Raw genomic sequence first — 15419 nt, forward strand, 5'->3', positions numbered from 1 at the left:
TCAGATTACCGTCAACTCGAAGCTCACGTCGACATCGACGTCGCCGGGCAGGGCTGTGCCGGCGGCGAAGTCTTCTTCGAGCCCAGCCGTCTTTTGTGGGCTGTCGTTGAGCTCGGGCAAGTGGCGCAGGATGACGCGGAAGTTGCCGGTGCCCGCAGTCTCTGCGGTGACCGTCTGGACCAGACCGACGGGCAGATCTTCGTCGACGGTGTTGGACCCGTAGTCGGACTCGAGGTCGGCGTAGGCGGTGGTCAGGAGCAAGGCGTCGTCCGCGATGAAGATCTGGTGCTCCTCGGCCTCCTCCCGGATCTCCTCCGTGATGTCGACGGGCGGATCCTCGAGGTCGTTGGTCAAGGTGATCGTGAGCTCGTACTCCGTCCCCGCCGTGAGCTCGATCGGCTCGGAGGTGCCGGAGGTGCCGCCGTCACCGTCGGGGTCGGAGAACGCTGCCGTGACAGCGTCCCCGCCGCCGGTAGGCGTGAAGGTAAGCTCGACGCGCGAGATCACCTCTGTCTCGTGGTCGTGATCACCGTCATCATCATGATCATGATCATCGTGATCATCGTCTCCTGTGACGCACCCGGTCGCGGCGCAGACTGTCAGGAAGAACACCCCGAGGGCCTTCTTGAAATGCATCTCGCTTACTTATGCAAACTTATTGCATCTGTCAACCAAGGGGTGGGGGCCAGCGAGGGCTCTGGGCTCACCCCGCTGGCATCGGGGTGCCATCGTAGATCCAGGTCTCGGCCTCCTGCGTGCCCCAGCCGACCTTGGCGAGGTCGAGGATCTCGTACTGCAGCGCGTTGGCGGTGAACTCGATCAGCAAGAAATTGTCGCTGTCGTAGCGCGTCGATCCAAACACGATGTGCGGCGCCGCATAGGTCGCCGGGAGGTTGGTCCACTGCTGATCGTGACCCGAGAGCACCAGCGCGACGGACTCGCCGTCGGCTTTGAGCACCGTCTCGAGGTCCGGGTAGGGCCCGTTGTTGGGCGCCTCGTCGAGGGCCAGGGTGTAGAGCGGAAAGTGACTCAACAAGACCGTGGGCATGCCCGCGCTGAACTGGTCGCCGATCCAGGTCAGCTGCGTGCTGCCGAACGAGCCGAGCGCGGGATCGTAGATGTTGGTGCCCTTGTCGTAGGTCTGACCGTACTGGCTGTTGGCGAACACGAAGCGCCAGCCGAGGTGGTCGACGGTGTAGTAGGGGTCGGTGGCGAAGATCTGGGCGAAGACCTGGTGCGAGAAGGTCTTGGGGGTGGTCGGGACGTCGTAGTCGCTGTCGCCGTAGAGCGGATACACGGGGATCCCGAAGCCGTCGAAGATCTCGCTGACCTCGGCGAAGGCGTTGGCGTTGGTCTGGTACCAGACCAGATCGTCGGACCCGTAGGCCTCGTGGACGAGATCGCCGAGCACGACCACGAAGGCCGGGGGCGGCTCGATCGCGGCGATCTGGTCGCGGGTCTCGAGCAGGCGCTCGCGCGCGAGCAGCAAGGAGTCGTCGTCGCCGGTGTAGTCGGGGCCGGGCACGTGGAGATCGGCGATCACGACCACGCGGAAGCGGGACGGGTCGCCATCGCCGTCGCCGTCGTCGCCGTCGCCGCCGTCGGTGTCGCCGTCGCCGTCGCCGTCGCCGTCGCCGGTGTCGCCGGTGTCAGTGTCGCCGTCGCTGCTCTCGCTGGTCTGCGCGGTCTCGGCCTCGGACCCGCCGACGTCGTTCGACTCGATGAGCACGGCGGTGCAGCCGAGCAGCGCCAGCTGGGCGCTCGTGAGGATTGCGAGGAGGAGAGAGGGGCGCACGAGGCGTCCATGGTGCCACGGGACGGGCCCGCGATCCTCGCTCGTGGCAAGGCGCGCGCCTCAGCCCTTGGGATGGGTCTTGGCCCGCATGGCCGCGAACACCTCCTTGACCTGGGTCCGCGGGTGATCCGTGATCGACGCGAATTCCTGCCCCACCTTGAGCCACTCGCCGCCGTCGATCGTCACGCACTCCCCGGTCACGAAGGACGCGGCGGTCAGGTAGACCGCGAGCTCGGCGAGCTCGCGCGGCTCGCCGTAGCGGCCGAGCGGGACGCGGTCTTTTCCGAGCGCCTCGGTGCCCGGCATCGCCAGCCGCGAGAACGCGCCCTCGGTCGGGAAGGGGCCCGGGGCGATGGCGTTGAGGCGGATCCCGTAGCAGGCCCACTCGGTCGCGAGCGAGCGGGTCAGGGCCAGAACCCCGGCCTTGGCGCAGGCCGAGGGCAGCACGAAGGCCGAGCCCATCCACGCGTAGGTCGTGACGATCGACAGCACGCTGTAGCCGCGCTCCCCGTCCCGTCGGCCGCGCTCGATCCAGCGCTGGCCCAGGGACTGGGTGATGTTGAAGGTGCCGTAGAGGACGATCTTGACCACGGCATCGAAGCCGCCGGGCGAGAGATCCTCGCTCGGACACAAGAAGTTGCCCGCGGCGTTGTTGACGACGTCGGTCAGCGGGCCGAGCTCGTCCTCGAGCTGGTCGAGGGCCGCGTCCACGCTGGGCCGATCGCGGACGTCGGCGCTGGCCCAGGCCGCGCGGCCACCTGCGTCGGTGATCGCCGAGACGACGTCCTCGAGCGGCTGCGTGCGGCGACCGAGCACCGCAACCTTGGCGCCGAGCGCGGCGTAGCGCATGGCCATCGCCTTGCCGAGGCCGGTGCCGCCGCCTGTGACGAGGATATTGTGGTTCGAGAGGAGCTCGGGCGCGAACATGCCTGATCCTAGCAGCCCGTGGTGCAGTCCCTCGTGTCGCCTCGCGCCGGAATGTTCGCCGCTTCCTCGGCCAGGAGAGGGCCTGTCGGGATCTCGCAGGGGGCGAACTGGCGCCGGCTGCTATGCTGCGCCCGATGAGCGAAGCGACCCGACTGGCCGTGGACGAGCTGCTGCGGGCCAACCGCGAGTTTTATCGCGCGTTCGCGTCCGGTGACTTCGTGGCCATGGATCGGGTCTGGTCCGACCACCTCGAGATCCTGTGCATGCATCCGGGCTGGGAGCTGCTCCGGGGCCGCGATCGGGTCATGGCCAGCTGGCGGGGGATCTTGCGCCGCCCGACGCCCGTGCGCTTCCGGGATCAGGTCGTCGAGCTGCTCGGCGAGGTCGCGGTGGTCGCCTGCGTCGAGGTCCTGCCCGAGGCCGAGCTCGCCGCGACCAACGTGTTCGTGCGCGAGGAAGGGCGCTGGCGGATGCTCCACCACCAGGCCGGGCTGATCGCGCGCAGCATCGCCGATCAAGACGAGGACGACGAGGACGACGAGGACGACGACATCCGAGGCGGCGGCTCGGGCGGCGGCCGGATGCTCAACTAGCAGCCCTAGCCCCTGCGCACGATCGAGATGTTGAACGCGGGGGTGCCGAGCGCGCCCCACATCCGGACCCACAGCGCCAGGTACATCTCGGTCCCGCGGGCGGTGCTGATGTCGCCGAGATCGACGACCTCGGGCCAGTCGAGCCAGTCACGCAGCAGGGTCTGCTCGACCCAGCGCTTGGCGTCGGCGTCGTCGCCCGAGACGAACACGACGTGCTCGCCGGGCAGCTCGCGGGGCTCGACCATGACCTCGGCGCTGATCGTGTTGAGGGTCTTGACCACGCGGGCCTCGGGGAACGCGGCCTGGATCTGCTCGCCGAGCGAGGTCTCGTTGCAGACCGAGAGCGTGGGCGGCGTTCCGTTCGAGAAGTCGAGGGGGTTGGCGAGGTCGACGAGGATCTTGTCGGCGAGGTTCTCGGCGCCGGCCATGCGCAGGGCTTCGAGCGACTTGGCCCCCGCGGTGCAGTTGAACACCAGCTCGGCGCTGGCCGCCGCGTCGGCGAAGGTCGCCGCGCTCGCGCGGTCCGAGTCGACCTGCTCGAGCCAGGCTTTGGCCTTGTCGTTGTCGGCCTTGCGTGAGCCGAGCGTGACCTCGTGGCCGAGCTCGATGAGCTTCGTGGCGATGGTGGTGCCGACCATCCCGGTCCCGAGGACTGCGATCTTCATGACCGCAGTGTAGCCCGGAGGGGACGAGCGAGCCGAGCACGAACGCAGGTCTTCGCGGCTGGCGGCACCCCCTGGACCAACGACGGCGACTGGACGGAGTTCGGCTGCGAGCTCTCGGCCTACATCAGCGGGAGCCCGCCCTGAAAATCGACGGTCCCGCGGCCCTCGGCGGCGAGGCGATCGAGGGTCGCGAAGATCTCGGTCGTCCGCCTGTGCTGGACGCGAGCCGGCGCCCGGGTGTCGAGGATCCCGATCCCGGCGCTGCGAATCGCAAGCTCGAGCGCGAGCGCGTGGCGGCGCCGCATCGGCGCGCGGATCAGGGCCTGCTCGGCGACCGCGGGCGCGAGCGCCTGGCCGGCGAAGTAGCGGAGGCCCGGGGACAACGCGTGGCGTCGCTCGGACCACCACGCGCGCACGGTCGCGGGGTTGGGCAGCCGCAGGCGCCGCTCGTCCGGCGGGACCAGCTCCGCGTCGAGGTCGTCGTCGTCGAGCTCGGGCAGGGCCTCGTCTGCGTCGGCGCCGTAGGCCCCGTGCGCGCCCTCGTCGAGCCAGTAGTCGTCGACCGTGGTCGGCAGGCCCGCGACGTAGGTCAGCAGCTCGCCAGCGAGGCGCGCGAGCGTGGGGTGGTCGAGGAGCTCGACCGCGAGCGCGGCCGCCTCGGGCCTGGCGCTGACGCCCGCGGCCCACAGCAGATCGGAGTCGGGCCGCCCGCGGAGCATGGTCACGAGCTGGGCGTGGGCGGCCGCGCTGCCTTGCATCGCAACCCAGCCGAGCGCGGCGCGGCGCAGCGAGCCGGCGCCGCCCGCAGCCAGGCCGGGACCGGGGCCCGGCTCGGGCTGCTCGAACGCGGCCTCGCAGGCCAGCTGCCACGAGCCGGGGAGCCCGCGGATCAGCGCGCTCTCGATCGCGGCCTCGCGCAGGCCGGGGTCGGGGTCGCGCATCAGCTTGAGCAGGCGCTTGAGCACCTTCGAAGAGGTCGAGTGACGCGCGAGCCAGGCCGCGGCCCGGCGGACCCGGGGCAGGTCGTGCTTGAACCACACCCGCAGGCGCTTGCCGACGTCGACGCCCAACCCGACGAGGCCCTCGAGGCGCCCGGCGAGGGCGAGGCCGTCGTGGTCGGGCAGCGAGCTGATCAGGCGCTCGGCGAGGTCCGTGCGCCGCGACAGGTGCATGGCCCGGACCAGCCCCCAGCTGCCCTCGCTGCCCGCCATGGTCAGGTAGCCGAGGACGATGTCTGGCCCGTCACGCCCGGCGCCGTCGAGGATCGCCAGCGCGGCCGCGGCGGTGCGGAAGCGGTCGTCGTCGAGGTCCTCGTCGAGGATCGGCCGGACCAGGCGATCGAGGACCGGCTGCCCGCCGACGACGAGGCCCATGATGTTGGCCATGAGCCGCTCTTCGGGGAACGCCCGGACCTCGCCGAGCGTGTAGATCGGCGAGTCGATGCTGCGCTCCCAGGTCTCACAGCAAAACTCAGCCTCGCTGAGGTGCTGGTCCTGGACATCCCACAGCAGCGCCGGCATCGGACGGCCTCAGTTGATCTCGACCGACCCGCCCTTGACGCGGTTGACCCCGCGCGAGCGCGTCTCGACGTAGGTGCCGCGGATCACCACGCGGCCGTTGCGACGCAGGACGATGCTGGCCTTGCCGCAGCGCAAGACGATCTCGTCGGCGGCCTCGAGCTCGACCCTGCGCCCGTCGATCCGGGCCTCGAGCTGCGTGTCGGCCTCGTCCTCGGCCTCGGCCTCGGCCTCTCCGTCAACGTCGTGGGTCAGGGGCTGGAGCAGCCCCGTGATGATCGGCGCGTCGGGGCGGCCGTCTTCGAAGGTCAGGACCACGCCACGCTGATCTTGGATCGCCTCGGCGACGAGGGTCGGATCGAGCGGGATCGTGGCGCGGGCGGGGAGCGGACCGCGCTCGTTGCCCTCGAACTCGACGGTGGGTGCGGCGCCGGACGCCCACTCGACCAGCTTGCCGACCCGCACGCCGAGTCGAGCGTCCGCGACCGCGACCGCGGCTCGCGGGTCGAGCTCGAGCAGCTCAGCGAGGAGCCCGGCCTTGGTCTCGGCCAGGTTGGTCTCCTCGGTCTCTTCGGTCTCGGTCTTTGCGGTTTCGCCCGCAGGCGACCCCTCACCCTCGTGGTTGGCAGACTCGCTCACGGCCGGTCGGCAGTCTACCAGGGGCCGCCGGGGCGCGACAGTCTGTCAGGCCGCAGGCCCGAGTCAGGACCCGACAACACGGTTGCCGTGGACGGCTCGGCGCCGGTATTGTGCCCCCTCCGAGCGCACCTTCGAGCGACGACCGCCGTCGCCGTATCGGTGTGTCGCCAGGGCGCCTGGCGACACGCAGCGCTGGTCGAGCTGCGAGGATCATCATGCTGAAGCTCAGTCTCCCGCCCGCTGCCTATGAGCTGACGCTGTCCGATGAGGGCGCGCCGTGGACGGTCACGCGCGTGTTCATTGCCGAGAGCCTCAACCGCACCTACCGGGTCGTCATCGACGCCGAGACCGAGACCGAGGTCGAGACCGACAGGCTGCTCGGCTGTGACGCCGCCCTGCGTCTGGTCCGCGGCGGCCAGGAGCAGCGAGCGATCGGCGGCGTGGTCTGCCGGGTCGAGTACACGGGCGTCGTCGATCACCACATGACCGCGCGCTTCGAGGTCGTGCCGGCCTTCGAGCTCCTGCGTCAGCGGGTCAAATCGCACATCTGGCAAGAGGTCAGCGTCCAGACGATCGTCGGCGAGGTCCTCGACGAGGGCCTCGGCGGCTACGGCCGGGCCGTCGACTTCGGCAGCGTGACCCGGGGCAGCGACCCGCGCGACTACTGCACCCAGTACCGCGAGTCGGACTTCGACTACGTCTGCCGCCTGCTCGAGGAAGAGGGCATCAGCTACGAGTTCATGCACGACGGCGAGACCGGGATCGAGACCCTGACCTTCCGCGACGCCAACGATCAGTACCAGGAGCTCGAGAACCTCGACGGGACCCCCGAGGTCCCGATCATCGGGACCCAGCCCGAGCTCGCCGACGTCGAGTCGATCCAGGCCTTCGAGTGGGCCAACCAGCTGACCACGACCGGGACCCTGCGCCGCGACTACGACTGGATGACCCCGCGCAACCTCCTGAGCGAGCCCGCGGTGGGGACCGACGCGCGCGGCCGCGAGCGCCGGGTCTACACCCACGGGCGCCGCCGCTACATCAGCGACGACCTCGGCGACCGGGCCCTCGATCTTCGCCACGCGTCGACGATCGCCGGGCGCGTCGCCCGGGGCCGGAGCAACTGCATGAGCATGCGCCCGGGCCTGCGCTTCAAGCTCGCCAACTCCGAGCGCGCCGATCTCGAGATCGAGTACCTGATCACCTCGGTCACCCACAGCGGCGGCCACAACTACAACGCCCAGGACGACGGCGGCGCCGAGGCCCTCTACGCCAACGAATTCGAGTGCGTGCCCTACGACGCGGTCGTCCACCCCGAGCCGTCCACGCCCAAGCCCCGCGTCCACGGGCCCCAGACCGCGATCGTCACCGGGCCCGAGGGCGAGGAGATCCACACCGACGAGCACGCCCGCATCCAGGTCCAGTTTTACTGGGAGGAGCAGCCAAGCTACACCGCCAAGTCCTCGTGCTGGGTCCGGGTCTCGCAGAGCTGGGCCGGGCTCGGCTGGGGCACGCAGTTCATCCCGCGGATCGGCATGGAGGTCATGGTCGAGTTCCTCGAGGGCAACCCCGATCGTCCGCTGTGCACGGGCTGCGTCTACAACGGCGAGTATCCGCCGCCCTTCGCGGTGCCCGACAACAAGACCCAGACCGGCTGGCGGACCAACTCTTCGCCGGGCGGCGGCGGCTTCAACGAGCTGCGCTTCGAGGACCAAAAGGGCGAGGAGCACATCTACATCCACGGCGAGAAGGACTGGCTCGTCGAGATCTTGAACGACCACCGCGAGACGATCGGTCACGATCAGTACCAGGAGATCGGCAACGATCAGACCAACGTCATCAAGCACGATCAGACCGAGACCGTCGGCAACGATCGGACCGAGAGCATCGGCAACAACGTCGAGGAGAGCGTCGGCAAGCTCCGGACCGTGACCTCTGGCGACAACATGAGCTTCACCAGCGACAAGGAGACGCTGATCGAGGCCGCCGACAAGATCACGCTCAAGTGTGGGGCCGCGTCGATGACGATGAAGAGCAACGGCAACATCGTGCTCAAGGGCAACAACCTCACGCTCAAGGGCTCTGGCAACATCGTGCTCAAGGGCAACAAGATCGGGAGCAATTGACCGAGCGCGAGCTCTGTCGCGTCTGGCCCTTCGGCGCGCTGCCAGGCCTGAGTCGAGCGCGCAGCGCTTGATTCAGCGCTAGCAGCCCGGGGTGCAAGCAGCCCGGGGTGCAAGCAGCCCGGGGTGCTAGCAGCCCGGGCTGCTAGAGCGGCGACACAGGCCCATTGGGCCTCAGCGCCGTGGATGAGCCGGATCGGAGCTCGGGCACGTGGTACTAGCTTGACGCATGACCCGCCTCGGCCTCGGATGCATGCGCCTGTCGAGCGTCGGCGGGCCCACGCGGGCCGAGGCGATCGCAGTGATCCACCTGGCCCTCGACAGCGGCGTGCGCCTGCTCGACACCGCCGATGTCTACGGCCCGAGCGCCCGGGACATCGGACACAACGAGCGGCTCGTCGGTGAAGCGCTCGACCAATGGGCGGGCGATCGCGGCGAGGTCACGGTTGTCAGCAAGGGCGGGCTGACCCGAAGGGGGGCCGGGCGCTGGCTCGCCGACGGGCGGGCCAAGCATCTGACCGCCGCGTGCGAGGCCTCCGCGCAGCGGCTCGGCGCGCCGATCGATCTGTACCTCCTGCATGCGCTCGATCCTCAGCGCGAGCTCTCGACCTCGGTCCGGGCCCTCGCCAAGCTTCAGGACCGCGGCCTGGTCCGCCGCGTCGGCGTGTCGAACGTTCGCCTCGACCAGCTCCGCGAGGCTCGTGAGCACGCCGAGATCTCGGCCGTGGAGGTCGGGCTGTGGCCGCTCGACCGCGGGGCGATCCGCACAGGGGTGGTGGGCTACTGCGCAGACGAGGGCATCCAGCTGATCGCGCACAGCCCCTTCGGCGGGCCCAAGCGCACGCGCGGGCTGGCCAGGCACCCCGTGCTCGCAACGCTCGCGGACCAACGCGGAGTCTCGGTCCACGCGCTGGTCCTGGCCTGGCTGCTGTCGCTGTCCGACAACCTGTGGCCGATCCCCGGCCCGACGCGGCTCGAGACAGCCCGCGATCTCGGCGTCGCGCGTGAGCTCGAGTTGACGCAGGACGAGCGCGCGCGGCTCGAGGCAGCGTTTCCAGCCGCGCGGATCCTGACCACTCCGATCGCCGCGCGTCGTCCACCCGATCACGCGGACGGCGAGGTCGTCTTGATCATGGGCATGCCCGCGTCCGGCAAGACCACGCAGGTCCGAGACTTCGTCGACCGGGGCTACCTGCGACTCAACCGCGACGACGCGGGCGGGAATTTGGCAGACCTCGCCCCGATCCTCGATCAGTCGCTGGCCAGCGGTCGCCGACGCGTGGTCCTGGACAACACCTACCCGCGCCGGTCCTCGCGCAACCTGATGATCGAGACGGCCTGGGCCCACGGCGTGCCCGTGCGCTGCGTGTGGATCGACACCTCGCTGGAGGACGCCCAGGTCAACGCCTGCCAGCGGATGCTCGAGCGCCACGGCCAGGTCCTCGGGCCCGAGGAGATGAAGCGAGCGAATCGCAGCGATCCCAATTCCTTCCCCCCGCGGGCCCAGCTCCACTTCCGCGCGGTGTTCGAGGCGCCAACGCTCGATGAGGGCTTCGTCGCCGTGGACGTGAGGCCCTTCGTCCGCCGCGCCGCGAGCGGGCAGGCGCGGGCGGTGTTCGTCGATCCGGGCCAGCTCGAGGCCGCGCACGAGGGGCCGCTCGCGGACCACATCGCGCAGGGTTACCTCGTGCTCGGTATTGGCTGGCGCCCCGAGGGTGCGCCCGGGCCGGACTCGGTTTGGCTCGGCGACATCGAGATCCCGACGCTGTGGTGCACGCATCCGCCGGGGCCGATCGGGTGCTGGTGCCGCAAGCCGCTCCCGGGGCTCGCGGTCGCGCTCGTCGAAGCCCATGGCCTCGATCCCGTGGCGTGTCGGGTCTGGGGCCGGGGAGCCGCCGAGCGCGGCCTCGCCGAGCGGCTCGGGGCCCGCTTCGAGCCGCTCGAGAGCGTCTTCGCGGGCAGCGTCAGCACGGTGGAGCTCTAGCAGCCCGGGGTGCAATGCCTCGCGCCGCCTCGCTTGGCCTTTTCGCCGATGGCTTTGTCGCCAAAACTTGCAGTACGCCCGGTACAGCGGCGTTTTGGCTTCGCGCCCTCGGCGAACATTCCGGCGCGAGGCGACACGATGCATTGCACCCCGGGCTGCTAGCCGCGCTCGCGCTCGCGCTCTGCGGCCGCGCCAGCGCGGCGGACAGTTCGACGACGGTCGGGAGCGCGAGCAGGGCAGGGCGAGTGAGGAGCGGGCGGCGGCGCACGAGGCGTGCTCCCTCGCCGGGCCATTGACCGCGCGGGCTGTGCGTGGGATCAAATCAAACATGGTCCGATGGCCCAGGATCGGTGTTTTCGGCGGCGCCGCGGCGATCGTCGCCGTGGTCCTGGGGCTCGGCTGCAAGCAGGCCGACGAGGCGCCTGCGCCGAGCGAGGCCGTGGTCGATCCGGGCGCGGGCGCGATCCGGGTCGAGGCCGCCGAGGCTCGGCTCGGGGTGCTCGAGCGCGAGGTCACGGCGACGGGCATGACCACGGTCTGGCGTGACGCCAACCTCCGCGCCGAGGCCGGCGGGCGCGTGCTCGAGGTCAAGGTCGAAAACGGCGACGAGGTCGCGGCCGGGGACCTGCTCGTGCGCATCGACGGCTCGCGCCAGCGCCTGGCGGTCTCGGGCGCGTCGGCCCGGGTCGAGGCGCTCGAGTACGACGTCGAGCTCGCGCGCACGGACTACGAGCGCAAGCAGGGCCTGGTCGCCAAGGGCAGCCTCGCCGCGGCCCAGCTCGATCCGGCCAGGCACGCCCTCGACCGGGCCACGGCGGCCCTCAACGGGGCCCGGGCCGACCTCGGCTCGGCCCGGCGCTCGTCAAAGGACGCCCGGATGAGCGCGCCGATTGACGGGGTCGTGACCCGGCGCCTCGTCGACGCGGGCGACACGATCGGGCCGGGCGCGCCGCTGCTCGATCTCGTCGACTTGTCCAAGATCCGCGTCCGGGTCGGGCTCGCGGGCAGCGAGCTCGGGCGCCTCGACCAGAGCGCCGAAGCGCGCGTGACGATCGAGGACCTCGGCGGCGCGTCGACGCCCGCGCGCTTCGCCGTGCTCGCGCCCGCGGCCGATCCGGTCACGGGTCTGTTCGACGTCGAGTATCACCTCGACAACCCCGAGCGGCGGATCCGCGGCGGCATGGTCGCGACCGTCGAGCTGCCGCTGCGCCAGGGCAGCGAGCGCGTGCTGGCTCCGCGCGCGGCCCTGACCCGGCGGGCGGGCAAGCTCACGCTCTTCGTGCTCGCGCCGGCCTCGGACGCGCAGCAAGCTGGGGTCGCAGACGGCCTCGAGCGGCGCGTGGTCGAGCAGCGCGAGGTCCAAGTCGGCGTCTACGGTGACGACGAGGTCGAGATCCTGTCGGGCGTCGAGCCGGGCGAGGTCCTCGCGACCTCGGCCCAGCACACCCTGGCCGACGCGGTCCTGGTCGAGCTCGAGCGCCGCCCGGCCGCGGGCCCGCTGGCGAGTCGCCCCCGTCAGCCCGGCAGCGTCGAGCCTGGAGGGTCGCGGAGCCCGTGATCCGCTTCTTTCTCCGCCGCCCGCAGCTGGTCCACGTGATCACGATCGCGGTGATCGCGGTCGGCCTGCTCGTCGTCAGCCGCAGCCAGCGCGAGGGCTTTCCGGCCGTCACGATCAACTCGATAGCGATCAACACGATCCTCCCTGGCGCCTCGCCCGACGACGTCGAGTCGAAGATCACCGTGCCGATCGAAGAGGCGATCCGCGAGGTCGACGGCGTCGAGGAGTACACCTCGACCTCGCAAGACGGGTTCTCGGTCGTCAGCGTCGACCTCTACGAAGACCTCGGCCCGCGCGAGGTCGAGGCCGTCGAGCGTGATCTGCAAAAGGCGATCGACGCGATCCAGGACTTCCCGGCCGAGCTCGAGGCCCCGCCCGTGCTCGCGCGCTTCAACCCGGCCAAGTCCGCGGTCCTCGAGATCGGGCTGACGGGGCCCCATGCGGCCATGGTCGAGACCGTCGAGCTCCTGCGTCCGCGGATCGAGGGCATCGCGGGCGTCGGCAAGGTCGAGGAGGTCGGGATCGGCGATCCCGAGATCGAGGTCCTGCTCGATCCGGTCCGGGCCCGCGCCCAGCAGGTGACCCTCGACGAGGTCATGGCCGCGCTCTCGCGTCGCAACGTCAAGAGCACGGGCGGGCGGCTGACCAGCTATCCACGCCAGCGCCAGGTCGTGCTCTCGGGCGAGTTCCGCGACGCCGAGGAGGTCGGCGACACGATCCTGCGCTTCGCGGGCCCGCGCGGCGGGGCCCTGCGCCTGCGCGACGTCGCCCAGATCCGCGAGACCCGCGAAGACACGGGCCTGCGCGTCCACGCCAACGGCGAAGACAGCGTCAGCCTGATCGTCCGCAAGCGCGAGAGCGCCGACATCCTCGACACCGTCGACGCGGTCTACGCCGAGCTCGAGACCTTCGCGCTGCCGCCGGGCGTCGAGGTCCACACCTTCAACGATCTGTCTCGCCAGACGCGCAACCGCCTCGACGTGGTCATCACCAACGGCGTCGGCGGCGTGGTTTTGGTCCTGTGCGTGCTGCTCTTGTTCCTCTCGGGCCGGATCGCGTTTTGGGTCGCGTTCGGGCTGCCCTTCGCGCTGCTCGGCGTCGCGGCCTTGATCCCGGCGCTGGGCATCTCGATCAACATGGTCTCGCTCGCCGGCTTCGTGCTCGTGATCGGCATCGTCGTCGACGACGCGATCATCATCGCCGAGCGCATCGCCTTTCACCTCGAGGCCGGCATGGACCCCGAGGACGCGGCGCTGACCGGGACCAAGGAGATGTCGGTCCCGGTCATCGGCTCGTCGCTCACGACGATCCTCGCGTTCTCGCCGCTGTTCATGCTCGGCGGCATCCCCGGCAAGTTCTCCTGGGCGATCCCGGCGATCGTGATCTTGACCCTCGCGGTCTCGCTGTTCGAGTGCTTCTTCATCCTGCCCAGCCACATCGTCGGGCACGGCGGGCGCAGGCGCGGGCACGCCAAGCAAAAGGCCGGGTTCATCAAGGCGCTCGAGCGGCTCTACTCGGCGTCTCTGCGCAAGCTGCTGCCCTACGCGGTCCTCGTCCCGCTGGTGTTCGCGGGGCTGTTGGTCGGGACCGTGCAGTACATGCGGACCTCGATGCCCGTGACCCTGTTTCCCCAGGACGACACCGAGGCCTTCTACCTCAAGGTCACGGCCCCGCTCGGGACCCCGATCGAGCGGACCGAGGCGATCCTGCGCGGGCTCGAGCAGCAGCTGCCCGCGATCGTCGGCGACGACGTCGACGGGATCACGGCGCGGGTTGGCCACCAGGCCGTGCGTCGGAGCGAGCGGGCCCGCGGCGTATCGGACCACGAGGGCTACGTGACCGTGTACCTCCGCAACGAGCGCGAGCACTCGGCCCAGGCCTGGATCGCCCGGGTCAAGCGAGAGCTCCACGTGCCCGACGAGGTCGAGATCGTCTACGAGGCCGCGCGGATCGGGCCGCCGCTGGGTCGGCCGGTCCAGATCCACGTGTCGAGCAACGACGACGCCCTGCGCCGCCGGGTCAGCAACGAGGTCCGCGCCTACTTGCAGGGGTTGCCCGCGGTCGTCGATCTCGACAGCGATCAGCGGCCTGGCATCCGCCAGGTCGATCTGCGCCTCGATCACCGCCGGATGGCGCTCGAGCAGGTCGGCGTCGACACGGTCTCGCGCACGGTCAAGGCCGCGTTCTTCGGCATCCCCGTGACCGAGCTGCGCGATCTCGACGAGCGCGTCGACATTCGCGTCCGCTTTGATCCGGCCGCGCGCTCGGACCTCGATCTCTTGCTCCTGACCCCGGTCCGGAGCGAGCGGGGCCAGCTCCACGCCCTGCGCAATTTCGTCGAGCCGATCGAGGTCGACGCCCTCGCGACCTACCATCACCGCAACGGTATTCGCGCGACGACCCTGACCTCGGGCATCGATCCAAGCTCGGGCGAGACGGCGACCTCGCTGGCCAAGCAGATCGAGGCCGAGCTCCTGCCGCGCTACACGGAGCTCGAGCCCCAGGTCCGGGTCGAGATCGGCGGCGAGGCGACCAAGACCGGCGAGACCCTCGGCGAGATGCCGACGGTCTTCGTGCTCGCCCTGGTCGGCATCGTCATGGTCGTGATGCTGCTGACCGGGTCGATGACCCAGGCGATGTTCGTGGTCTCGGCGGTCCCGCTCGGCTTGATCGGCGTGGTCTGGGCCTACGCGGCCCACCAGATCCCGATCTCCTTGTTTGCGCTGCTTGGGATCACCGGCTTGTCGGGCGTGGTCGTCAACGACTCGATCGTGATGGTCACCTCGCTCAATCGGACCGGCTCCGGTGACGGGAGCATGCGCGAGCTGATCGACGAGGTCGCTACGATCGCGTCGGAGCGCCTGCGGCCCGTGCTGCTCACGACCCTGACCACGGTCGCGGGGGTCATGCCCACGGCCTACGGGCTCGGTGGTCGCGACGCGCTCTTGTCCCCGATGTCGCTGGCGCTCGGCTACGGGCTCATCTTTGCGACGACGATCACGCTGATCTTGGTGCCCTCGCTCTACGTGATCCGGCGCAAGGCCGAGCGCAGGCAGGCCCAGCGCAAGGCTCGGCGGGCCAAGCGTCGCCACGCCCCAGCTGACGACCCAGGCTCGCAGCGCTAAGCCCCTTCCAGGGGGCCACGCAAACGACTGCGAAGCTCATCCCAGCCCACCGAGGGAGGGAGCGGAGCGAGCGACCGACCGGCCGCTTGCGGCCGTGCGTGGCAGAGTCGCTGGCGCGTGTGGAGGTCTAAAGGAGTCGCTGACGCCTGTGGGGGTCTAAAATCGAGCCCCCTTTTAGGGGGCCACGGAGGCGACTGCGAAGCTCATCCCAGCCCACCGAGGGAGGGAGCGGAGCGAGCGACCGACCGGCCGCTTGCGGCCGTGCGTGGCAGAGTCGCTGACGCCTGTGGGGGTCTAAAGGAGTCGCTGACGCCTGTGGGGGTCTAAAGGAGTCGCTGACGCCTGTGGGGATCTAAAATCGAGCCCCCTTTTAGGGGGCCACGGAGGCGACTGCGAAGCTCATCCCAGCCCACCGAGGGAGGGAGCGGAGCGAGCGACCGACCGGCCGCTTGCGGCCGTGCGTGGCAGAGTCGCTGACGCCTGTGGGGGTCTAAAG

At 70.3% G+C, this 15419-nt stretch carries 11 protein-coding genes; 5 read left to right on the forward strand and 6 right to left on the reverse strand.

Going from position 1 to position 15419, the window contains the following annotated elements:
• The 3 genes from ENSA5_RS28710 to ENSA5_RS28720 form a co-directional block, all read right to left on the reverse strand.
• Positions 1-636: a hypothetical protein gene (locus ENSA5_RS28710; protein WP_106394903.1), complete on the reverse strand. Its 636-nt coding sequence runs from the start codon at positions 634-636 to the stop codon at positions 1-3.
• Positions 637-703: 67 nt separating this feature from the next.
• Positions 704-1795 carry a metallophosphoesterase family protein gene (locus tag ENSA5_RS28715; protein ID WP_106394904.1) on the reverse strand — a complete coding sequence of 364 codons (1092 nt, stop codon included), beginning with the start codon at positions 1793-1795 and terminating at the stop codon, positions 704-706.
• Positions 1796-1855: 60 nt separating this feature from the next.
• Entirely contained in the window at positions 1856-2722 is an 867-nt protein-coding gene (locus ENSA5_RS28720; RefSeq protein ID WP_106394905.1) for an SDR family oxidoreductase, read from the reverse strand.
• A 134-nt stretch (positions 2723-2856) separates the two neighbouring features.
• Here ENSA5_RS28720 and ENSA5_RS28725 point away from each other — a divergent pair, with 134 nt between their 5' ends.
• The gene (locus tag ENSA5_RS28725) at positions 2857-3315 is read left to right on the forward strand and encodes a nuclear transport factor 2 family protein (protein WP_106394915.1); all 459 of its coding nucleotides are present in this window, start codon (positions 2857-2859) and stop codon (positions 3313-3315) included.
• A 5-nt stretch (positions 3316-3320) separates the two neighbouring features.
• Here ENSA5_RS28725 and ENSA5_RS28730 read toward each other — a convergent pair whose 3' ends face one another.
• From ENSA5_RS28730 to ENSA5_RS28740, 3 genes are all read right to left on the reverse strand, one after another.
• On the reverse strand, positions 3321-3980 hold the full coding sequence (locus ENSA5_RS28730) for an NADPH-dependent F420 reductase (RefSeq protein WP_106394906.1): 660 nt from the start codon (positions 3978-3980) through the stop codon (positions 3321-3323).
• Between the two features lie 119 nt (positions 3981-4099).
• On the reverse strand, positions 4100-5500 hold the full coding sequence (locus ENSA5_RS28735) for a hypothetical protein (RefSeq protein WP_106394907.1): 1401 nt from the start codon (positions 5498-5500) through the stop codon (positions 4100-4102).
• 9 nt (positions 5501-5509) lie between these two features.
• Positions 5510-6136 (reverse strand): DUF6484 domain-containing protein, encoded by a 627-nt coding sequence (locus tag ENSA5_RS28740; RefSeq protein WP_106394908.1) that lies wholly within the window; start codon positions 6134-6136, stop codon positions 5510-5512.
• 215 nt (positions 6137-6351) lie between these two features.
• Between ENSA5_RS28740 and ENSA5_RS28745 the strand changes: the two genes are divergently transcribed.
• From ENSA5_RS28745 to ENSA5_RS28760, 4 genes are all read left to right on the forward strand, one after another.
• Positions 6352-8259 (forward strand): type VI secretion system Vgr family protein, encoded by a 1908-nt coding sequence (locus ENSA5_RS28745; protein ID WP_106394909.1) that lies wholly within the window; start codon positions 6352-6354, stop codon positions 8257-8259.
• A 226-nt stretch (positions 8260-8485) separates the two neighbouring features.
• A complete protein-coding gene (locus tag ENSA5_RS28750; protein ID WP_106394910.1) occupies positions 8486-10240 on the forward strand; it encodes an aldo/keto reductase in 1755 nt (584 codons plus the stop codon).
• A 328-nt stretch (positions 10241-10568) separates the two neighbouring features.
• Positions 10569-11798 carry an efflux RND transporter periplasmic adaptor subunit gene (locus ENSA5_RS28755; RefSeq protein ID WP_181198248.1) on the forward strand — a complete coding sequence of 410 codons (1230 nt, stop codon included), beginning with the start codon at positions 10569-10571 and terminating at the stop codon, positions 11796-11798.
• Complete coding sequence (locus ENSA5_RS28760; protein WP_106394912.1) at positions 11795-14923, forward strand: efflux RND transporter permease subunit; 3129 nt, start codon at positions 11795-11797, stop codon at positions 14921-14923. Before ENSA5_RS28755 ends, ENSA5_RS28760 begins: the two co-directional genes overlap by 4 nt.
• Positions 14924-15419 lie beyond the last annotated feature (496 nt).

The organism is Enhygromyxa salina, assembly GCF_002994615.1.
Lineage (GTDB): Bacteria > Myxococcota_A > Polyangia > Nannocystales > Nannocystaceae > Plesiocystis > Plesiocystis salina_A.